Origin of the sequence: Aminomonas paucivorans DSM 12260 (genome assembly GCF_000165795.1) — a bacterium.
Classification (GTDB): domain Bacteria; phylum Synergistota; class Synergistia; order Synergistales; family Synergistaceae; genus Aminomonas; species Aminomonas paucivorans.
In genome coordinates this window covers 1,939,772-1,958,901 of the sequence record NZ_CM001022.1, presented here as the reverse complement: position 1 = coordinate 1,958,901, position 19,130 = coordinate 1,939,772, and the positions used below count along the sequence as shown (strand labels likewise).

The following is a 19,130-nucleotide window of genomic DNA, read 5'->3' as shown; positions in this document are numbered from 1 at the left end:
TCTAGGCGTCCTCCCGCCGGAGGATCCGTTCCGCCGTCTCCGCCGCCAGGGCCTGGGCCACCGCCCGGGCGTTCTCGGCGAACCGCTGGGCCATCCGGTCCCGCTCTTTCTTGCCCAGGTCCAGGATCTGGGCGGCCTCGGTCTCCGCGGCGGTCCGGGCGGTCTCCAGGAGGCTGGTGGCCTGCTGTCGCGCCGAGGCCATCCGGTGCTCCCGCTCCAGGGCGAACTTGTCCTGGGCGGTTCGTCTCAGGTCCTCCGACTCGGTCCTGGCCTCGCTCACCACCCGCTTGGCCTCGGTCTCCGCCCCCAACAGCACCGCCAGGGTCTCCTGCAATGCGGCCATGTCTAGTTCCTCCCTCCCGGTCGGTGTTCCTTGGCAATCTTCATGCGGACGAAATCCTCCCGATCCCCTTCCTCCAGCACGTCGGCGATGAAGACCATGGCCTCCCGGTTGGCAGGGATGACCACCTTCTCCAGGGCGTTCACCCTCCGGTGGGTCTTGCGAACCTGCACCGCCAGCCGATAGACGGAGGTCTCCACCTCCGCGAGGCGGGCCAGGAGGGAAAGGACCTCCCGCGCCCGCAGGTAGGCCTTGTCCATGGCGCTGGAGGAGCTGTGGAAGGAGTAGCTGGGGATGGGGACGGGGTCCACCGGGTCCACCTCAGGGATTTCCACCCCCATGACGGAGCGGAGCCGGACGGTGATGTCCGAGACCAGGGGCACGGATTGGGCGATCTCCTCCACCGTGTCGATGCCCAGGGAGACGTTGGCCCGCTGCAGGGATTCGTAGGCCCCGGAAAAGACCGAGGCCATGTCCTTCTGGAGGGACTTGGCGGCATCCATGTGCCGAACCAGCTCCATCATCAGGACCTGACGCTTCTGCTCCAGCAGGTCGTGTCCTCCTTGGGCCAGGACCATGGCACGCGCAGCCTTGACGAGGTTCCCCCGAGTCGGGGGCATCTTCAACTTCATGGGTTCACCGCCCGTCTTGGTCGGTCCTGGGGGCGTCGCCTGCCGCGTCCCGCCCCGGATCAGGCGGCGGAGGCTGCGCTTCGTTCCCGGCGACGGCCGCCTTCCCGAAACCCGGAAAGGTGTTCTATGCTCGCGGAAGCGAACGGCCCCGAGCCGCACCGTGATTCTAACCCCGAGCTTACGAAAAAGCCAACGGGGCATCGGAGGAGTGACAAGGACATGTTCTTCCTGTTCATCGGCGCCAGCGACATCTGCAAGGTCCCGGGGCTTTCCGCCGCCGGGGCGAACCCCCAGGTGGTCCCCTTCACCGCCCCGGCGGACGCGGACCTGGTCTGCTGGGGGCGTCCCCGGGTGGTGGACGTGGTCCCCGTGGACCCCCAGGGACACCCCACCCCTGCCCTCGTCACCCGGGCGGCCCGTCTGGAGTCGGGCTTCCCCTATCTGGCGGTCCGATCGGGGTCCTACCTGCCCCCCGCCTGTCCGTTCCTGGACCTGGGGGCCCTCCCGGGAGGGGACCCCCAGGAGGGCCCGGCGGTGCCGGAGGCCCGGGGGATCTTCGAGGCCGCCCGGGAGCTGGGGGGCAACCTGGCTTCCCTGCCGGGGCCCTTCGTGTTGGGGGAATCCGTCCCCGGAGGTACCACCACGGCGCTGCTGGTGCTGCGGGCCCTGGGCCGTCCCGGCATGGTCTCCTCCGCGGGGCCCGAGAACCCCGTCCCCGCCAAGGAGCAGGTCTGGGAACGGGCCTCCTCCCGGGGAGGGATCTCCTTCGGCGGCCTGGGCTCGGATCCCCTGGAGGCGGTGCGCCAGCTGGGGGACCCCATGCAGGCCGCCGTGGCGGGTTTCGTCGCGGGGCTGCCCCGGACCTGCGAGGTGGTCCTGGCGGGGGGCACCCAGATGGTCGCGGTGGCGGCGGTGCTGCGCCACCTGGGGGAGGACCGTCCCCTCGTTGTGGCCACCACCCGGTACGTGGACCAGGACCCGTCGGCCCACTTCCGGGAGATGGCCCGGGACCTGGAGGTGGAGGCCTACGCGGCACCCCTGGACTTCTCCGCCTGTCCCTTCCCCGGGCTGGCGGACTACGAGCGGGGCTTCGTGAAGGAGGGAGTGGGGGCGGGGGGCTCGGTGTGGTACGCCCAGCGCCTGGGGGTGTCCCCCCAGCGGGTCTGCGCCCGAACGGAGGAGCTGTACCGCCTCATGACCCAGGGGGCCTAGGGGTGCTCCGAGGGCGGGTCCTGGCGGCTTCCGCCGCCCTGGGATGCCTGACGGGAGGGGCCCTCCTCTGCGGCCTCCTGGTGGGGGAGTGGCCCCTTACGGCGGGGGAAGTGCTGCGTCTCCTCCGGGAAGGGCCCGGGGGAGCGTCCGGGGACCCCGCCGCCTCGGTGCTCTGGAGCATCCGGCTGCCTCGAACGGCGGCGGCTTTCGCCTCCGGGGCGGTGCTGGCCGGGGCGGGGGTGCTGTTCCAGGCGGCGCTGCGCAACCCTCTGGCGGAGCCCTATACCCTGGGGGTCGCCTCCGGGGGGGCCTTCGGGGCCGCCTGCGCCATCCTCCTGGGCCTTTCCGCCACGGCTCCCGCGGCCTTCGCGGGAAGCCTCGGCGCCCTGGGGCTGGTGTGGCTCCTGGGGCGCCGGGGGGACGCCACCCGGATGGTGCTGGCGGGGGTGGTGGTGGGCAGCCTCCTGGGGGCGGCCCTGACCCTCCTGAAGGCCCTGGCGGGGGAGAAGGTGGCGGCCATCGTCCTGTGGCTTCTGGGGAGTTTCTCCGGCGCCACCTGGTCCCAGGCCGCCCTGGCGGCGGCGGGGGCGGGGGTCTGTGCCCTGGTGGGGCTGGCCTCCTGGCGGGAGCTGGACATCCTGGCCTCGGGCACCCAGGCCCGGGCCCTGGGGGTGGACGAGGGGCGGGTTCGGCTGCGCCTGCTGGTGGGAGGGTCCCTGGGCACGTCCCTGGTGGTGAGCCAGTTCGGTGTGGTGGGGTTCGTGGGCCTGGTGGGACCCCACCTGCTTCGGTTCTGCGTGGGGCCGGGGCATCGCGCCCTGTTGCCCCTGTCTCTGCTGGGAGGAGGGGCGCTGCTGGTCCTGGCGGACGCGGGGGCCCGCTGTCTGGAGGAGCTGCCCGTGGGGGTCCTGACGGCCCTCCTGGGAGGGCCCCTCTTCTGCCTGATCCTCTGGAGACGGCCGTGATCCTCCTGGAGGCGCGTTCCCTTGGGGTGCTTCGAGGAGGGCGGAGGGTCGTGGAGGGGGTGGACCTCCGCCTGGAGGAGGGGACCGTGACGGCCCTCCTGGGACCCAACGGGGGGGGAAAGAGCTCCCTGCTCCTGGCCCTCTCCGGAGCCCTGCCCCTCTCCTCCGGAGAGGTCCGGGTGGAAGGGGAGGGCACCTCGGGCTGGTCCCCCCGGTCCTGGGCTCGCCGGGTGGCCCTCTGTCCTCAGGCCACGGTCTTCGACGCCCCCTTCCCGGTGATGGAGGCGGTGGTGATGGGGCGTTACGCCCTGCGGGAGGGGCTTTCGGGGTACGACGGGACGGATCGGCGGATCGCCCGGGAGGTCCTGGGGGAGCTGGGGCTGGAGGGCTTCGAGGAGCGCCCCGTCACGGACCTCTCCGGGGGGGAGGCGGCCCGGGTAGCCCTGGCCCGGGCGCTGGTGCGGGAGGCTCCGGTGCTGCTCCTGGACGAGCCCACGGCGGCCCTGGATCCCCGGCAGACCCTTCGGGTGGCGGAGTTGCTGCGAAACCGGGCGGGGGGGGGGTGGCGGTGCTGGCGGCCTTCCACGACGTGAACCTGGCCCTGGCCTCGGCGGACCGGCTGGTCTTCCTCCGGGAAGGGCGGCTGGCGGGGGAGACGGAGCCCCGTCGGCCGGACCTGGACCTGATGGAATCGGTATACGGCGTCCCCTGGGAGCTGGCCCGCACGAAGGGAGGAACCTCCGTGGCGGTGCCTCGCCCCGATCCGATCATCCCAACAGCAGGAAGAGGGCGTTGAGGAGCCCCCCGGCGAGCAGGGCGGCGGCGATCATGAGCCCCATGCTCCGCAGGGTGTCCCGCCCCCCCAGCTCCTTGAGGAGCACCACGAAGGTGGCGATGCAGGGGAAGGTCATGGAGAGCACCGTGGTGGCTACCACCAGCTGGCGGGGGCTCAGGTGCAGGGGAAGGAGCAGCCCCATGGCGATGTCCTTGCGGAAGAGTCCCATGACGATGGGTCCCGCCGCCTCCCCGGGCAACCCCAGGACCCACCGGAAGAGGGGGCCCAGAATCCGGGCCAGCAGGGTCATGGCCCCGACCATCTCCAGGAGGTCCACCAGCAGGATGCCCCCCAGCACCAGGGGAGTGGCCTCCACCAGGAAGTCCTTCACCCGCAGGGCCAGCTTCATCCCCAGTGCCCGGGGGGAGGGGAGGCGGTAGGGGGGGATCTCCACGATGAGTTCCGGGCTGAAGCCCGGAAGGATCCGGTGGAGGAACCGCCCCAGGAGGAGCCAGGAGAGGAGCAGGACCCCGTAGACCAGGGCCACGTAGCCCATGCTGATGGCCCCCAGGGAGCCCACGATCATGGCCTGCAGGGCCGTGCAGGGCACCGCCACGGAGATGAGGGTGCAGGCGATGAACCGCTCCCGCCGCGACTCCAGGACCCGGGTGGCCAGGATGCCCGGCACGTTGCACCCCAGGCCCAGGAGGGTAGGGATCACCGCGTAGCCGTGGATGCCCATGCGGTGCAGCAGGGCGTCGAAGAGCACCGCCAGCCGGGGCAGGTAGCCCACGTCCTCCAGGAGGCTCAAGACCCCGTAGAAGGCCAGGATGTAGGGGAGCACCATGGCGAACTCCACGTACAGACCCGTGGAGAGGATACCGAAGCTCTGCTCGAAGTCCACCTGCCCGTCGAAGAGGGTGCCCAGCAGCAGGTCCCGGGCTGTCCCGGGGCCCAGGGCGGTCCCCAGCCGGTCCAGGAGGGGGCGCCAGAGGTTCTCGAAGAGGGGGTCGAAGACGTGGTCGATGAGCCCTTCCCCCAGGGTGCGCACCAGGAGGAAGCTCCCCCCCAGCACCAGAGCACCCACCAGGATCCCCCAGAGAGGGTCCACGCTGGCGTCCTCCAGCCGGTCCCGCCAGGTGTGGTGCCGGTGGGTCACCTTCTGCACCGACTCCACGATGCGTCCCACGGCGACCCACCGCTCCTCCTTGGAAGAGGGGGCGAAGCGGGCGGGACGGGCCTCGGGGAGCCGGTCCAGCAGCTCCTTGACCCCCTGCCCCGTCACCGCCACGGTGCTCACCACCGGGATCCCCAAGGCCTCCTCCAGCGCCGCCGGGTCCACGGAGATCCCCTTGTGTCTCGCCTCGTCCACCATGTTGAGGGCCACCAGGGCGGGGAGCTTGCGCTCCAGCACTTCCAGGGCCAGCACCAGGTTGCGCTCCAGGGCCGTGGCGTCCAGCACCAGGATGGCCGCGTCGGCCCCCTCGTCCACGATGCGGGAGGCGATCTCCTCCGCTTCGTTGGTGGCCTCCAGGGTGTAGGCCCCGGGGACGTCCACCAGGCGGTAGCACCGTTCCCCGTGGGCCAGGCGTCCCTCCAGGAAGCCCACGGTGGTGCCGGGGTAGTTGGAGGACAGGGCGTGGGTCCCCGTGAGGCGGGAGAAAAGGGCGCTCTTGCCCACGTTGGGGTTGCCCACGAGGAGGAGCTTGCCCCGGCAGGGTTCGCCGGAGGAGGGGGAAGGGCAGGTGGCGCAGGAACCGCGCCGGGGGCAGGATCGGGAGCAGCTCACGTGCAGAACTCCTCCGGGGTTTCGTCTCCTTCCGGGATCACGGCGATGCGCAGGGCGATGCCGTGTCCGATGGCGAACTGCCGTCCGTCCAGGCAAACCGTCACGGGACCGTGGAAGGGCATCCCGGAGATCTTCTGCAGCCTCTTGCCGGGGCGAAGCCCCATGGCCTCCAGGCGCAGCGCCGCCTCACCTGGGGGGAGATGGTCCACCACCGCCCAGCCTCCGTCCTGCAGCCGCAACAGACTTACGCTCAAGTGAAAACGCTCCCTCCGGTGGGGGACGAGTCCCAAACCGACTGGATCGGCGGAATCGTCGACTTGCCTCACTGTACTGCGGATTCTGGAAGGGTGTCAACGAAAAGGGGTTTCAGGAAAGGCCGGACCGGGGACATCGTCCCCCTCCCCTTCCTGGGCCTGACGAAGGGCGCTCAGGACCTGCTCCTCCCGGAAGGGCTTGACGATGAAGCCCTTGACCCCCAGGGCCCGGGCCTTGTTCACGCTCTCCCGGGTGCCCATGGCGGAGACCATGACGATGCGGGCGTCGGGGTGCTCCTCCAGGATCCGCCGCGCCGCCTCCAGGCCGCTCAGAAAGGGCATGGTGATGTCCAGGGTCACCAGGTCGGGGTGGAGCATGGAGTAGAGGGCGATGACGTCCCGCCCGTTGTCCGCCTCCCCCACCACCTCGTGACCCCCGTCCTCCAGGATTCGGCGGAGAACCATGCGCATAAAGTCCGCATCGTCGGCGATGAGCACCTTGGCCACGTCCTGCGCCTCCTCCCCCGGTGGTGCGACCCTGTTTGTGTCGATTCTAACACGTCCCTCCGGTGAAGCGGAGGGACGCGGAAGCCCGGGGGGGTACGGTAGAATGGGGGCGGATTCGGAACGAAGGAAGGTTCCGAGAACGGGAGGAATGGACATGTTGCACTGCGGCATCGTGGGGCTGCCCCTGAGCGGCAAGACCACGGTCTTCAACGTCATCACCCGGGCGGGGGCGGAAGTGAAGCCCTACGCGGGAGGCAAGACGGATCCCAACCGGGCGGTGGTCTCCGTGCCGGACCCCCGGTTCGACGAGCTGGTGCGGGTGCACCAGCCCAAGAAGGAGACCCCCGCCCAGGTGGAGTTCGTGGACCTGGCGGGACTCTCCCGGGACGCCAGCAAGGGGGCGGGGCTGGGCAACGGGTTCCTCTCCTTCGCCGCCGAGGCGGATGCGCTGATCCACGTGCTTCGGGGCTTCGCCAACGGAGGGGTGGAGCACCCCGAGGGGAGCCTGGACGTCCACCGGGACTGGAAGATCGTGGAGATGGAGCTGATCTACCGGGACCTGTCGGTCATCGAGAACCGCCTTTCCCGGCTGAACGGCAAGAAGAAGCTCCTTCCGGAGGAGGAGGGAGAGAAGGCCCTGCTCCTGCGCTGCCAGGACTGCCTCATGGAGGAGCGCTCCCTGCGGGACCTCGCCCTTGCCCCCGAGGAGGCCCGGATGCTCCGGGGCTTCACCTTCCTGTCCGCCAAGCCCCAGATCCTGGTGCTGAACCTGGACGAGGGGCAGAAGGGGGCCGTCGACGCCCCGGGGGGAGAGGCGCTCCTTCGGGATGCCGCGGCGGCGGGGATCCGGGTGCTCTCCCTCTACGGGCGCCTGGAGATGGACCTGGCGGACCTCTCCCCGGAGGAGGCGGCGGAGTTCACCGAGGGGCTGGACATCACCGAGCCGGGGAGGGAGCGGCTTATCGCCGGGGCCTACGGCCTGCTGGGGCTGATCAGCTTCTTCACCTGCGGTCCCGACGAGGTGCGGGCCTGGACCCTCCGGGAGGGGGCCACGGCGGTGGACGCCGCGGGAACCATCCACTCCGACCTGGCCCGGGGGTTCATCCGCGCCCAGGTGGTGGCCTACGACGACTATGCTGCCCACGGCTTCGCCTTCCCGGCCTGTCGGGAGGCGGGGTGTCTGCGCCTGGAGGGAAAGGACTACCGGGTGGCGGATGGGGACGTCATCGAGATCCGGTTCAACGTGTAGGGGCGGGACCATGAAGCTCTTCGAGCCCCTGGAGATCCGAAACCTGCGACTGGAAAGCCGACTGGTGGCGGCCCCCCTGGCCTCCGCCTCCTGCACCCCCGAGGGGGTCCCGACGGAGCGGACCCTGGAGGCGGGGCGCAAGGCCCTCTTCGCCCGCCCCGGGCTGGTGGTGCTGGAGCACCACGCGGTGCACCCCTGGGGGCGGGTCCGGGTGCGGCAGCTGATGCTGGATCGGGACGACGTGACGGAGGGGCACCGCCCCCTGGCGGGGCTCTTCGCCGAGGCGGGAGTCCCGGTGGTGGTGCAGCTGAACCACGGGGGCAGCGGCGTGGCGGATCCGGACCTCTTCGGGGACCCGGCCTTCCGCATGGTGGCCCCTTCGCCGGTGCCCCACCCGGGACGGGACCCGGGGCGGATCCCCGAGCCCCTGTCGGAAGGGCAGATCCGAGAGCTGCCGGGGTTTTTCGTCCAGGCCGCCCGCAGGGCCCGGGAGGCGGGGTACCGGGGCGTGCAGGTTCACGGGTGCCACGGCTACCTGCTGGGGCAGTTCCTGAGCCCCCTCACCAACCGGCGCACGGACCGGTACGGCGGGGACGTCCGGGGGCGGTCCCGGTTGCTCCTGGACGTGGTGGACGCGGTGCGGGGGGCCTTCCCGGACCTGCCCCTGGGGGTGCGCCTGGGAGCGGCGGATTCCTTCCCGGGGGAAGAACCCCGAGGGCTCCGGGTCGAGGAGGCCTGTGCCGTGGCCCGGGAGCTGGCCGCCCTGGGAGCGGACTGGATCGCCGTGTCGGGCAACCTCTGCGGCTACGACGCTCCCGGGGGGTTCGGTCCCTACGCCGGGGCGATCCGGGAGGCCGTGGGCAAGCGGATTCCCGTGGAGTGCACCGGAGGGGTGACTTCCTACGACCGGGCTCGGGAGCTTCTGGACCGGGGGTGCTGCGACCTGGTGGGAGTGGGGAGGCTTCTGCTTTCGGATCCCGCCGCCGCGGCGGCCTGGAGGAGGGACGAGGCGTGAGGATCTTCATCAGCGCGGACATGGAGGGGTGCACGGGCATCGTGCGGCCCTGCCAGGTGGATGCGGGGACGGAGGAGTACGCCCTGGGTCGGGCCATGATGCTCCACGACGTGCGGACCGTGGCGGAGACGCTGCTTCGGGAGGGGTGTTCTGTGGTGGTGGCGGACTCCCACGACCGCATGATCAACCTGGAAGCCCGGGACCTGCCCGAGGAGGTGGAGCTGATCAGCGGAACCCCTCGGGTCCTGGGAATGGTGGAGGGAGCCCAGGGGTGCGACGGGGCGTTCTTCGTGGGGTACCACGCCATGGCGGGGACGGAGAAGGCGGTGTTGGACCACACCATGTCCACCGGGGCGATCCACGAGGTGCGCCTGGGGGGGCGCCTGGTGGGGGAGACGGGACTCAACGCCTTTCTGTGCGGGGCCCTGGGGGTCCCCGTGGCCCTGGTGACGGGGGACGAGGCGGTGGGCTACGAGGCCTCCGCCCTCCTGGGAGAGGACCTGGTGACCTGTGCCGTGAAGGAGGGACTGGGACGTTTCTCCGCCCGGCTGCTGACTCCGGAAGCGGCGGCGGACCGGCTTTCCGAGGCCGTGGGGGAGGCAGTGGGACGTCTCGGGGCGGGACGCCTGTCCTGCTGGACACCCCCGGGTCCCTATCGACTGGACGTGCGCTTCCAGTGTACCTACCAGGCCGACGGAGCCTCCCTGGTCCCGGGGGGGGAACGGATGGACGGGCGCACTCTGCGCTTCGTCACCCCGGATCCCCTGGAGATCCGGCGCTGGTTCGAGGGGGCGCTCACCTCCGCCCTGAGCGTGAGGGCCGACGGATGACCGGCGACGTCTTCCGCGTCGGGGCGGACCTGGGGGGGCACACCCTGGCCTTTGGGACGGTGCGGTTTCGCCCTGGGGAGATTCCCGAGCTGGTATGCCGGTGCGAACGCCCCACCCCGTCGGGAAGGGACCCGGAGCCGGTGCTGGCCGCCCTGGCGGAGGGGGTTCGGGAGGTGTCTCGGGGGCTCCCCGTGGTCGGGGCGGGGCTCGTGGTGCCGGGGATGGTGGACCGGGACCGCCGGCTCTTCCTCAAGGGTCCCAACTTTCCCGGGTGGGACGGTCTTCCCCTGGCCCGGAACCTGGAAGCGCTTCTGAGGGATGCGGGGCTTCCGGTTCCTGTGGCCCTGGAAAACGACGCCAACGCCTACGCCCTGGGGGAGGGCCTGGCCGGGGCCGCACGAGGGTGTTCGGACTACGTGGTCCTCACCCTGGGCACCGGGGTGGGGGGAGGCGTGGTCCTGGGGGGGCGGCTGGTCGCGGGTTCCCACGGCATGGCGGGGGAGCTGGGGCACCTGGTGACGGGAGGGGACCTTCCCTGCGGCTGCGGGGGGCGGGGACACCTGGAGACCCTGGCGGGGGCGGACGGCATCGAGGCCCGTGCCCGAGCCTTGGGTCTGCCGGAGGACGTACGGACCCTGTGGGGGCGGCAGGAGGAACGGGCTGTCGCGGCATGTCTGGAGCCCTTTCTGGATGCCCTGGCCCGGGGTGTGGCCTCCCTGGTCCACCTGCTGGACCCGGAGGTGGTGGTGCTGGGGGGAGGCATCGCCCGGGGGGAGGGGTTGGTCTCCCTGCTTCGGGAGCGGACCCTGCCCTACCTGGCGGAGCCGTACCGGGCCGTCCTGGACCTGCGGGTTTCCCTCCTGGGGGCGGATGCGCCCCTCTTGGGGGCGGCGGGGCTGCCTACTCCTCCGAAGGTCTGCGGCGCAGCCGACTGAGGACCAGTTCCAGCAGCTCCGTGGGCTTCCAGCCCCGAGGGAGGGCGTCCAGCCAGCCCAGCCGTTCCACCAGCAGAAAGTGCAGGATCGTGCCGATCCCCGCCAGGGGGGCCACGATCCAGGGGGTCCAGCTCCCGAAGAACGCCACCCGGTCCAGCCACCCCAAGGCCCCCGCCCAGAGGGCCGTCAGGGCGCACTGTTTCGCCAGCGCCCCCATCCCCACGTGTCGCCACCACCCCGGAAGCAGCCAGTGCCCGTAGAGCAGAAACCCCACCGAGTAGACGATGCTTGTGGCCGCGGCGATCCCCGGGGCCCCGAAGGCCCGGGAGAGGGCCCAATCCCCCAGGGCGTTGACACATACCAGCTGTAAACTCACAAAGGCTAGCCCGACTAGTTTTTTTTGTGCCTGGGCGATTCTAAAGAAAACAACACAGCCAAGGGATGCTGGCATTGCCAATGCGTACGCAGCAAGACAATTGCCAGTTAAAATAACAGAATCAAACGAAAATGCACCGTGCCCAATGACAATGTCAACTAGCGAGATGGAAACGCCGGATAGCACGATACCCAGTGGAAAGAACAAAAACAAAACAATTACAAGGGCTTGGGTTACGCTGGAATAAAATGAGGTATAGTCATTCGTTGAACTGGCATTGGCAGCCAGTCTGCTGCTCTTTGATAAAAAAAGTAACAAAGAAGGGGTTGTTATTATAGAAACTGCCCCAAATATAAAATCAGCATAGCTTATAGTGGTAATAGATCCAATGGGCAGAAGAGACGCAAAATATCTGTCTGTCATGCCGTAAAGTGCTCCTGTACCAAGAAAAATCAGCGACAATAGCGTAGGTTTTAGTATTTCAAAAACAGAATTACGATCGAAATCTGCTAAGCAGAATGGGAAATCTCTTACGCCTAGTTTGGTTAACAATGATACTATAAACCACGAAAAACTAAAAGAAAAAGGGATAGAAAAAACACCTAACCACGAATAGGTCGCCAAGAAGGCAATTAAAGATAATAATCCGGAAAACGAGGAGGCAAATGCAGAAAGAGAATATTTCCCGGAATGCTGGGCCCAAATATCGAACCCTGATTTTAATATTGTAGATATAGTATATGGTAAAAGCCAAAAAAGCATAGATCGACCGATACTTAGTCTATTTTGATCGAACCCACTTGCAAATAGTTTAATTATTTGTTCAGATGACGCCAAAATAGTAAAAAATAAAAACATGGAATATAAAATTAAAATCCACCAAGCCAATGCCATTGTTTTTTTGGCAGACGTTTCCCCCTCTGTTTCTCTTTTGTGAGCCAATAGCGGCAAAACGGCATTCTCCATTGCAGAACCGGCTGTTCCTGCAAATAGCCACATAATGCCAAAGGCAACGTTGAAAACATCCATTTCAAGGGAAGCTCCAAAGAAACTAGCCACTAGCAGTATTCTTAAGTAATTAAACGGTTTCCCTGCCAGGGTCAGGAAGGTGAGCACCAAGGTGGCGCTGCGGGCCTCCTTGACCCCCAGGATACGGTGGATGCCGTTGCGGAGCCGCTCGGGGAGGGATGGGCCGCTCAAATCTCCTTCCATCCCTTGAAGCCCCGGCCCAGGACCTCCGAGGCCTCGGAGACCACCATGAAGGCCCGGGGGTCGTTCAGGGCCAGGTAGTGTTTCAGTTCCATGGTCTGGCGGGGAGTGAGGAGGCACAGCAGGGTGGGGCGGTCCTCCCCGGAGAACCCTCCCTTGCCGGAGAGCACCGTCACCCCCCGGTGCATGTGGTCGGTGAGGTACCGGGTCACGGAGGCGGATTCCTTGGACACGATGAACACCAGCCGCCTTCGGTCGAAGCTGCTCAGGACGTTGTCCGTCACCACCCCGTTGGCGTAGACGCTCACCAGCCCGAAGAGGGCCCCCTCGATGCCCACCACGAAGGCGGACAGGGTGAGCACCCCTAAATTGATGTAGAAGGTGTACTTGCCCACCTCCACGCCGTAGCGCTTCCGCAGGGCCACCACGATGATGTCCGTGCCTCCCAGGGAGGCGCCGCTTCGGAACACCATCCCCCCCCCGATGCCCTTGATGACCCCCGCCAGGATGGCCACCAGGAGCCGGTCGTGGATCACCGGGTGGGGCATCCCCTCCAGCACCTTCATGAGCACCGTCAGCAGGGCCACCCCGTAGATGGTCCAGAGGACGAAGCGGGGGGAGAGTTCTTTCCAGCTCCAGGCGAGGAGGGCCACGTTGGCCAGTCCCACCACCCAGGCGGGGGAGATGTTCCAGACGTAGTTGGCCAGCACCGCCAATCCCGTGATGCCCGAGTCGGGAAAGCGATAGGGCACGGTGAAGCCCATGATGCCCACCACCAGGATCAGACAGCCCAGGGTGGTGGAGACGAAGGTGGGCCACTCCGCCCGCACCAGCGCCGCCAACCGCAGCCCCTGCCACTTCACGCGAAACGACCCGTCCATACTCCTCCCCCTTCCTGCTCCTCCGCTCTTTTGCGGCGGGCGCTACGAGTCTACGCAGGGCGGGGTGGCTCCGCAAGGGGCTGGGGGGGTGCTACAATGGCGGACGGTGGAAATCCTATGGAAACGGGAGGAATCACGGTCATGCCGATGCCCATGCAGATCAGTCTGGACGAGGTGCTGTCCATGCTCCTGGCCCGGGTGGACTCCCTGGCCCTGAACGACGAGAACAACAAGACCAAGTTCAACGTCATCGCCCGGGTGCTCTACAAGAAGGGACTCCTCACGGACCAGGAGATTCTGGACTCGGTGGTGGAGGAGCACCGGATGCTCAAGGAGCTGGGGCTCATCGCAGCGGAGCCTCCGGAGGAGATGGCCCAGGCCATCGCCGACAGTCTCCTGCAGTGGATCAAGGGGGACGTGGCGGCCCTGAAGAAGAGCATGGAGGACTACGAGAAGAAGCTTCAGGAGTACGCTTCCCAGGAGACCCGCAAGCCCAGCATCGCCGTGGCGTCCTCCAATGTGCTCCAGCAGCTGGACAAGATGGGGGGCCCCAAGCCGGGGGGCAAGCTGATCCTTTAGCCCCATGAGCGTGACCGGCCTTTCCCGAAGCCTCGTGACCGGGTGGATGAAGGTCGCCTCCAGGAACCGACGGGTCCTGGCGGGCGACCTTTTTCTGCTTGCCGCGGCGGTCTACCTGGGGTACGCCCTGCGTCTCACCCTCCTCATCCAGCAGGGTTTCCGGGACGATCTGCTCCGGGCAGCCCTGGCCTTCGTCCCCGTCACTCTCCTCGCCCTCTGGGTCTGCGGGGTCTACCGGGTCTACTGGCCCCAGGCCAGCGTGGAGGAATACCTGCGCCTGGGGCGGGGCTACGCCCTGGGGGCCCTGGGGTTCCTCCTGATCGACCGTCTCTGGACGGACCTGACGGTCCCCCGCACCTCTCTGGCGATCCTCCTCCTCCTGGGTCTCTTCTTCTTGGTGGCCTTCCGGGCCTCCTGGCGGGTGGTGCGGCCCCCCTTGGAGGGAACGGCGGAGCCCCGCCCCACCCTGATCGTGGGGGCGGGGGACGCGGGGTCCCGGCTTGCCCGGGACCTGCTGCGCCGGGGGGACGACCTGGTTCCCCTGGGGTTCGTGGACGACGATCCGGACAAGCGGGGCAAGATCATCGCCTCCCTACCGGTGTTGGGGGATGCGGCGGAACTGGGGGAGATCGTGAGGCAGCGGGGGGTCCGGGTGGTGCTCATCGCCCTCCCCTCCGCCTCGGGGCAGCGGATCCGGGCCTTCCTGGAGCGTCTCTCTCCCCTGGGGGTGGAGGTGCGGGTCCTCCCGGCCCTGCATGAGCTGGCTTCCGGGGCGGTCTCCGTCTCCCGCCTTCGCTCCGTGAGCCTGGAGGACCTGCTGCGCCGGGAGCCCATCCGACTGGACCTGGAGGGCATCGACCGGGTGCTTCGGGGGCGGACCGTGCTGGTCACCGGGGCGGGGGGGTCCATCGGGTCGGAGATCTGCCGCCAGGTGCTGGCCCACGGACCTCGGTCCCTGCTGGTGCTGGGACACGGGGAACAGTCCCTCTACAACCTGCTGGAGCGGTTCTCCGAGGAGGGGGTGACGATCCCCTGCCGTCCCCTGGTGGCGGACGTGGGGGACGAAGCCACCCTGCGTCGGCTCTTCGAGACCCACCACCCCCAAGTGGTGTTCCACGCGGGGGCGCACAAGCACGTTCCTCTCATGGAGGAGAACCCTCGGGAGGCCCTGCGGGTCAACGCCCTGGGCACCTGGAACGTGGCCTCTCTGGCGGGGGAGGTCGGGGCCGAGCGGATGGTGATGGTGTCCACGGACAAGGCGGTGCACCCCAGCAGCGTCATGGGGGCCACCAAGCGCCTGGCGGAGCGGATGCTGGAGGAGGCTCAGTCGGCCTTCCCGGGGACCGCCTTCCTGGCGGTGCGTTTCGGCAACGTCCTGGGGAGCCGAGGCAGCGTGGTGCCCAAGTTCGAGGCCCAGATCGCCCGGGGAGGTCCCGTCACGGTGACCCACCCGGAAATGCGGCGCTACTTCATGCTCATCCCCGAGGCGGTAAGCCTGGTCCTGCAGGCGGCCTCCATGGGCCGGGGGGGGGAACTTTTCGTCCTGGACATGGGGGAACCCGTGGTCATCGCCCAGATGGCGGAGACCCTGATCCGCCTCCACGGCCTGGAGCCCCACCGGGACATCCCCATCGTCTACTCGGGCATCCGTCCGGGGGAAAAGCTCTTCGAGGAGCTTTTCTACGACCCGGACCACGTGGACCGGACTTCCCACGACAAGATCTTTCGGGCCCGCCTGGATCGTCGGGACGGGGGCATGGCGGAGAAGATCCGAGCCCTGACGGCGCTGCCGGAAGACCGGCTGCGCCAGGAACTCTTTGCCCTCTGCGAGGACGTCCCGCCCTCCGGGGTGGGGGATCGGTGACCTCCCCTTGGCGCCTCGTCCCGCTCCCACCCCGTCGCTCCCCCGCCGCATCCCCCGACTTCTTCCCCTTGCCCTGACCCTGGCCTTTCTGGGCCTGAGCCGTCCGGGGGAGGCCTTTCGCTTTTCCGCGGCTTCCTGCGATCTTCCCGGAGGCTCCTCGGGCGGCCTGGCCCTGACGTTGGCCGACGAGACCCCCCGGCTGTTCTACGGGGACGGGGAGGGAAAGGTCCGGGTCCTGCGCAAGACCGCCGAGGGGTGGTCCCCGGATCCCCCGATGCCCGATGGGGAAAGCCAGGGGCCCCTGGCTCCGGCCTGGGACCGGGAGCGTCGCAGGCTACTCCTGGCCTTTCATGACCGCCGGGACCGGCGGCTTCGCCTGCTGGTCCGGGAGGGGGACGGCACGTGGCGGGTGGTCTTCCGTCCTCCGGAGACGGGAAGGGGAGCCCGCTCCCTTGTCCTGGGGGTTGCCCCGGGGGGAACCCTGTACCTTCTGGGGAACGACAACGTCCGGGAGGGGGAGGAATACCCCTTTTGCCACCGGGCTCCCGCCCCGGAGGGACCCTGGCAGGAGGGAAAGCTCCTCCTGCGCACCCCGGACGGTCAGGCCAAGCCCCCCCGGGGACGGGGCCGGTACCTTGCCCTGGCCTTCGACGAGGAGGGAAACGCCCACGGGGCCTTCTCCCAGGGGGCGACGGCCTTGAGCTACGGGACGACCCTGTCCCCCGGGGGGGCTTGGGCACCCTTTCGGGTGACCCAGGGGACCTCGGCGGCCCACCATCCCTCCCTGGCCGTCTCGGGGATTTCCCCGGACCAGAAGGTCCGGGCGTTCTACCGGGATGGAAACAGAAAGGCCCTGGTCCGGGAGGAACGGGAGGAGACGGCCTGGGGCTTTCGCGAGGTGGCCTCCTGCGATTCCGCCGCAGGCCCTCGGCTTGCGGCGGCGGAGGCGGGGGACGCGGTCCTCTTCGCCACCCGGCAGGGATCGGGGGAAGCGGTGCGCCTGGCTCTTTGGGGGAAGGAGGGCAACAGGCATCGCCTCCGCACCCTAGGGTTCGCGGCGGAACCCCTCACAGAGGAGGCCCTCTTCCTGGCCCGAAGGGGCAAGGGACTCCTGGGGGGCTGGTGCAGCGGCGGCCGTCTCCACTGGTTCGAGGAGCGGGTCTTTCCGGAGAGGCGGCCTGAGGCGGGGTTGGCGCTGCTGGACGTGCCGGAGGACGGATGGCCTCGGGGCCTGGGGGAGCACCCCCTCCTGGCGGGAGTGGTCTCCCCGGATCTCCTGGGGGGGCGGGACGTGGAGACCCTGGACGTCTGGGCCGTCTCCCGGGATTCCCTCTCTTCTCCCCCTGGGGCAGGGCGGTTTCTGGAGGGGACGGGGCTTCGGTGTGGGATGGAGGCGCAGGAAGGCACGGGCGCCCTTCCCCTGGTGCTGGAGTTCCGGGTGCCCCTGGATCCGGCCCTGGGGACGCCTCGGGGAGCGGATGCGGCTTCCCTGCGGGCGTTCCTTCGGGAGAACCTGTGCCCGGCGAAGGTCCTTTCCGGGGAGCCGGTCTTCCTGCTGCCCCTTCTCCCGGACGGGACCGACGAGACCCTGGGGCGTTTTTTCGACCTGGAACGGGACGTCTCTTCGGATGCCCTGATCGTGGGGATCCGGGTGCTCCTGGCGGACGGTCCCCGCCCCGAAGGGCCGGTCCTTCCCCTGGTGCATCGGGGGAAGGGAGTTTTCGCCGTCTTCGACGGCTGCCGGGACGGAATCCTCCAGGACCCTTGGGCCTTCTTCGGACGAGCCGACGAGGTTCCCCACTCCCCGACCCCTTTCCTGCCCTCCGAAACCCCGTCCCCATCCCCCGCCCTGAGCCCTTTCCTTACCCCCTTGGTCGTCCCCACCCCCTGCCCCAGCCTCCTGCCTGTGTCCCCTTCCCCCACGGGAGGCTCGGAGGCCGGGAGGTCCCCCGGGGGCTGCGACGCGGGCGGCTTCGGGGGAGGGGGGCTTGTGGTCCTGGAGACCAGCCTTTTCTGCCTGTCCTGCCTTCGCGGTGGAGCGCGGTTCTATTCGATCCCATCCCAAAATACAAGAAATACAAGGAGGAAACCTGCATGATCCTGGTCACGGGAGGAGCGGGCTACATCGGGAGCGTCACCACCCTGGCCCTGAAGGAAGAGGGCTTCGAGGTCCTGGTGGTGGACGACTTCAGCAAGGGGCACCGAGATCTGGCCTTTGGGGATAGGCTGGAGGAGGGGGATCTGCGGGATCCCGCCTTCCTGGAGGGAGTCTTCTCCCGGTACCCCGTGGAGGGGGTGCTGCACTTCGCCGCCCGCAGCCTGGTGGGGGAGTCCATGTCCGACCCGGAGGGGTACTACGACGTCAACCTCCGGGGCACCCTGAACCTCCTGGCAACCATGCGGGCTCATGGGGTCCGTCGGTTCGTCCTGTCCTCCACCGCGGCGGTGTACGGAGACCCGACGGAACAGCCCATCTCCGAGGAGGCCCCCAAGGTTCCCACCAACACCTACGGGGAGACGAAGCTCTTCCTGGAGGGGGCTTTGCGGCGGTATCGGGATGCCTACGGCATGGGCAGCGTGTCCCTGCGGTACTTCAACGCCGCCGGGGCGGACCCCCGATGCCGCACGGGGGAGCACCACGTCCCGGAGACCCACCTCATCCCCCTGATCTTCGACGCCATCGAGGGACGGCGGAAGCATCTGACCCTCTTCGGGGAGGACTACCCCACCCCCGACGGCACCTGCATCCGGGACTACGTCCACGTGACGGACCTGGCTCAGGCCCACGTGCGGGCCCTTCGCCGCCTGTTGGAGGCCCCGGACCGGTGCGAGGCTTTCAACCTGGGGAACGGGGACGGCCATTCGGTGCGCCAGGTGCTCCAGGTGGCGGAAAAGGCCACGGGCAGACCCGTCCCCCTGGAAGTGGGGCCGAGGCGGTCCGGAGACCCCTCCCGCCTCGTGGCGTCCTCCCGAAAGGCCCAGGAGGTTCTGGGGTGGGTGCCGGAACATGGGGACCTGGAGGACATCGTGTCTACCGCCTGGGCCTGGTACATAAAGCGGTTTCCTGCGGACTGAGCCCTTGACGGTCGAGGTTTTTTGAGTCATTTTATGACTCATGATCGAATCGCTCATCACCTCCAAGACCCGCACACGTCTTTTGCTCAAGTTCTTTCTCAATCCGGACACCCGGGCGCACCTCCGGGGGCTGGCCGACGAGTTTGGCGAGTCCACAAACGCGGTCCGGGTGGAGCTGAACCGCCTTTCCGAGGCGGGGCTTCTTTCCGTGGCCCCGGAAGGGCGCACCAAGGTCTACCGGGCCAATGAGAGCCATCCCCTTTTCCCGGAGATCCGCAGCATCGCCGCCAAGACCCTGGGGTTGGACCGGGTGGTGGAACAGGTGGTCCGACGCCTGGGGAACGTGGAACTGGCCTTCGTCACCGGGGACTACGCCAAGGGGGTGGACTCGGGGCTCATCGACCTGGTGCTGGTGGGCCAGGTGGACCAGGCCTACTTCCACGACCTGGTGGCCAAGGCGGAGGCCCTGGTGGGCCGCAAGATCCGGGGATTGGTGCTCTCCCGTGTGGAGTTCGGGACTCTCAAAGAACGCTTCAAGGAGGACGCGGCGCTGGTGGTCTGGTCCGCCGACGGAGGCCCGTTTACGGCGGGTTGAGCTGCCCGGTAGCCAAGCTCAGGGGTTTGGGGGATTCGTCCGGTTGAT

The 19,130-nt window shown here is 68.4% G+C and carries 20 protein-coding genes; 13 read left to right on the top strand and 7 right to left on the bottom strand.

The window, feature by feature from the left end; genetic code table 11:
* Position 1: 1 nt before the first annotated feature.
* Both APAU_RS09315 and APAU_RS09310 read right to left on the bottom strand, forming a co-directional pair.
* Positions 2 to 343: a hypothetical protein gene (locus APAU_RS09315; RefSeq protein WP_006301497.1), complete on the bottom strand. Its 342-nt coding sequence runs from the start codon at positions 341 to 343 to the stop codon at positions 2 to 4.
* A 2-nt stretch (positions 344 to 345) separates the two neighbouring features.
* On the bottom strand, positions 346 to 972 hold the full coding sequence (locus tag APAU_RS09310) for a V-type ATP synthase subunit D (protein WP_006301496.1): 627 nt from the start codon (positions 970 to 972) through the stop codon (positions 346 to 348).
* A 126-nt stretch (positions 973 to 1,098) separates the two neighbouring features.
* Between APAU_RS09310 and cobT the strand changes: the two genes are divergently transcribed.
* The 4 genes from cobT to APAU_RS12655 are packed head-to-tail and all read left to right on the top strand — an operon-like array spanning position 1,099 to position 3,945.
* Entirely contained in the window at positions 1,099 to 2,184 is a 1,086-nt protein-coding gene (cobT, locus tag APAU_RS09305; protein ID WP_083806804.1) for a nicotinate mononucleotide-dependent phosphoribosyltransferase CobT, read from the top strand.
* Between the two features lie 2 nt (positions 2,185 to 2,186).
* Positions 2,187 to 3,149, top strand: a complete 963-nt coding sequence (locus tag APAU_RS09300; protein ID WP_006301494.1) for a FecCD family ABC transporter permease — start codon at positions 2,187 to 2,189, stop codon at positions 3,147 to 3,149.
* Between the two features lie 50 nt (positions 3,150 to 3,199).
* The gene (locus tag APAU_RS13560; protein WP_198004007.1) at positions 3,200 to 3,742 is read left to right on the top strand and encodes an ATP-binding cassette domain-containing protein; all 543 of its coding nucleotides are present in this window, start codon (positions 3,200 to 3,202) and stop codon (positions 3,740 to 3,742) included.
* Positions 3,712 to 3,945: a hypothetical protein gene (locus APAU_RS12655; protein ID WP_006301492.1), complete on the top strand. Its 234-nt coding sequence runs from the start codon at positions 3,712 to 3,714 to the stop codon at positions 3,943 to 3,945. The genes APAU_RS13560 and APAU_RS12655 overlap by 31 nt, the downstream gene beginning before the upstream one ends.
* Here the strand turns inward: APAU_RS12655 and APAU_RS09290 are convergent.
* From APAU_RS09290 to APAU_RS09280, 3 genes are all read right to left on the bottom strand, one after another.
* On the bottom strand, positions 3,917 to 5,713 hold the full coding sequence (locus APAU_RS09290; RefSeq protein WP_006301491.1) for a ferrous iron transporter B: 1,797 nt from the start codon (positions 5,711 to 5,713) through the stop codon (positions 3,917 to 3,919). The two genes, APAU_RS12655 and APAU_RS09290, sit on opposite strands and share 29 nt — an antisense overlap.
* The gene (locus APAU_RS09285; RefSeq protein WP_006301490.1) at positions 5,710 to 5,967 is read right to left on the bottom strand and encodes a FeoA family protein; all 258 of its coding nucleotides are present in this window, start codon (positions 5,965 to 5,967) and stop codon (positions 5,710 to 5,712) included. Before APAU_RS09285 ends, APAU_RS09290 begins: the two co-directional genes overlap by 4 nt.
* 96 nt (positions 5,968 to 6,063) lie before the next feature.
* Positions 6,064 to 6,474, bottom strand: a complete 411-nt coding sequence (locus APAU_RS09280; protein WP_006301489.1) for a response regulator — start codon at positions 6,472 to 6,474, stop codon at positions 6,064 to 6,066.
* 154 nt (positions 6,475 to 6,628) lie between these two features.
* On the opposite strand from APAU_RS09280, the gene ychF reads away from it, so the two are divergent.
* Genes ychF through APAU_RS09260 form a run of 4 tightly spaced genes read left to right on the top strand, consistent with a single transcriptional unit; the run spans position 6,629 to position 10,503 of the window.
* Complete coding sequence (gene ychF, locus APAU_RS09275) at positions 6,629 to 7,723, top strand: redox-regulated ATPase YchF (RefSeq protein ID WP_006301488.1); 1,095 nt, start codon at positions 6,629 to 6,631, stop codon at positions 7,721 to 7,723.
* A gap of 10 nt (positions 7,724 to 7,733) precedes the next feature.
* On the top strand, positions 7,734 to 8,738 hold the full coding sequence (locus tag APAU_RS09270) for an oxidoreductase (protein ID WP_006301487.1): 1,005 nt from the start codon (positions 7,734 to 7,736) through the stop codon (positions 8,736 to 8,738).
* Positions 8,735 to 9,568, top strand: a complete 834-nt coding sequence (locus APAU_RS09265) for a M55 family metallopeptidase (RefSeq protein ID WP_006301486.1) — start codon at positions 8,735 to 8,737, stop codon at positions 9,566 to 9,568. Before APAU_RS09270 ends, APAU_RS09265 begins: the two co-directional genes overlap by 4 nt.
* Positions 9,565 to 10,503 (top strand): ROK family protein, encoded by a 939-nt coding sequence (locus tag APAU_RS09260; protein WP_006301485.1) that lies wholly within the window; start codon positions 9,565 to 9,567, stop codon positions 10,501 to 10,503. The genes APAU_RS09265 and APAU_RS09260 overlap by 4 nt, the downstream gene beginning before the upstream one ends.
* On the opposite strand, the gene APAU_RS13085 is transcribed toward APAU_RS09260, so the two are convergent.
* Both APAU_RS13085 and APAU_RS09250 read right to left on the bottom strand, forming a co-directional pair.
* Positions 10,469 to 12,091, bottom strand: a complete 1,623-nt coding sequence (locus APAU_RS13085) for a lipid II flippase MurJ (RefSeq protein ID WP_083806803.1) — start codon at positions 12,089 to 12,091, stop codon at positions 10,469 to 10,471. The genes APAU_RS09260 and APAU_RS13085 overlap by 35 nt on opposite strands.
* Positions 12,076 to 12,969, bottom strand: coding sequence for a YitT family protein (locus APAU_RS09250; RefSeq protein WP_006301484.1), 894 nt, complete (start codon positions 12,967 to 12,969; stop codon positions 12,076 to 12,078). The genes APAU_RS13085 and APAU_RS09250 overlap by 16 nt, the downstream gene beginning before the upstream one ends.
* A 141-nt stretch (positions 12,970 to 13,110) precedes the next feature.
* Here APAU_RS09250 and APAU_RS09245 point away from each other — a divergent pair, with 141 nt between their 5' ends.
* The 5 genes from APAU_RS09245 to APAU_RS09225 are packed head-to-tail and all read left to right on the top strand — an operon-like array spanning position 13,111 to position 19,082.
* Positions 13,111 to 13,548 carry a hypothetical protein gene (locus APAU_RS09245; protein WP_006301483.1) on the top strand — a complete coding sequence of 146 codons (438 nt, stop codon included), beginning with the start codon at positions 13,111 to 13,113 and terminating at the stop codon, positions 13,546 to 13,548.
* A gap of 4 nt (positions 13,549 to 13,552) precedes the next feature.
* Positions 13,553 to 15,412: a polysaccharide biosynthesis protein gene (locus tag APAU_RS14690; protein ID WP_006301482.1), complete on the top strand. Its 1,860-nt coding sequence runs from the start codon at positions 13,553 to 13,555 to the stop codon at positions 15,410 to 15,412.
* 7 nt (positions 15,413 to 15,419) lie between these two features.
* Positions 15,420 to 17,510, top strand: a complete 2,091-nt coding sequence (locus tag APAU_RS14685) for a hypothetical protein (protein WP_006301481.1) — start codon at positions 15,420 to 15,422, stop codon at positions 17,508 to 17,510.
* A complete protein-coding gene (galE, locus tag APAU_RS09230) occupies positions 17,507 to 18,487 on the top strand; it encodes a UDP-glucose 4-epimerase GalE (RefSeq protein ID WP_006301480.1) in 981 nt (326 codons plus the stop codon). The genes APAU_RS14685 and galE overlap by 4 nt, the downstream gene beginning before the upstream one ends.
* Before the next feature lie 40 nt (positions 18,488 to 18,527).
* Positions 18,528 to 19,082 (top strand): winged helix-turn-helix domain-containing protein, encoded by a 555-nt coding sequence (locus APAU_RS09225; RefSeq protein ID WP_006301479.1) that lies wholly within the window; start codon positions 18,528 to 18,530, stop codon positions 19,080 to 19,082.
* Positions 19,083 to 19,130: the final 48 nt, after the last annotated feature.

Coding starts and splice junctions, on each gene's coding strand:
- APAU_RS09315 (WP_006301497.1), bottom strand. CDS start 343: ATGGCCGCATTGCAGGAGACCCTGGCGGTGCTGTTGGGGGCGGAGACC.
- APAU_RS09310 (WP_006301496.1), bottom strand. CDS start 972: ATGAAGTTGAAGATGCCCCCGACTCGGGGGAACCTCGTCAAGGCTGCG.
- cobT (WP_083806804.1), top strand. CDS start 1,099: ATGCTCGCGGAAGCGAACGGCCCCGAGCCGCACCGTGATTCTAACCCC.
- ychF (WP_006301488.1), top strand. CDS start 6,629: ATGTTGCACTGCGGCATCGTGGGGCTGCCCCTGAGCGGCAAGACCACG.
- APAU_RS09270 (WP_006301487.1), top strand. CDS start 7,734: ATGAAGCTCTTCGAGCCCCTGGAGATCCGAAACCTGCGACTGGAAAGC.
- APAU_RS09260 (WP_006301485.1), top strand. CDS start 9,565: ATGACCGGCGACGTCTTCCGCGTCGGGGCGGACCTGGGGGGGCACACC.
- APAU_RS13085 (WP_083806803.1), bottom strand. CDS start 12,091: ATGGAAGGAGATTTGAGCGGCCCATCCCTCCCCGAGCGGCTCCGCAAC.
- APAU_RS09250 (WP_006301484.1), bottom strand. CDS start 12,969: ATGGACGGGTCGTTTCGCGTGAAGTGGCAGGGGCTGCGGTTGGCGGCG.
- APAU_RS09245 (WP_006301483.1), top strand. CDS start 13,111: ATGCCGATGCCCATGCAGATCAGTCTGGACGAGGTGCTGTCCATGCTC.
- APAU_RS14690 (WP_006301482.1), top strand. CDS start 13,553: ATGAGCGTGACCGGCCTTTCCCGAAGCCTCGTGACCGGGTGGATGAAG.
- galE (WP_006301480.1), top strand. CDS start 17,507: ATGATCCTGGTCACGGGAGGAGCGGGCTACATCGGGAGCGTCACCACC.
- APAU_RS09225 (WP_006301479.1), top strand. CDS start 18,528: ATGATCGAATCGCTCATCACCTCCAAGACCCGCACACGTCTTTTGCTC.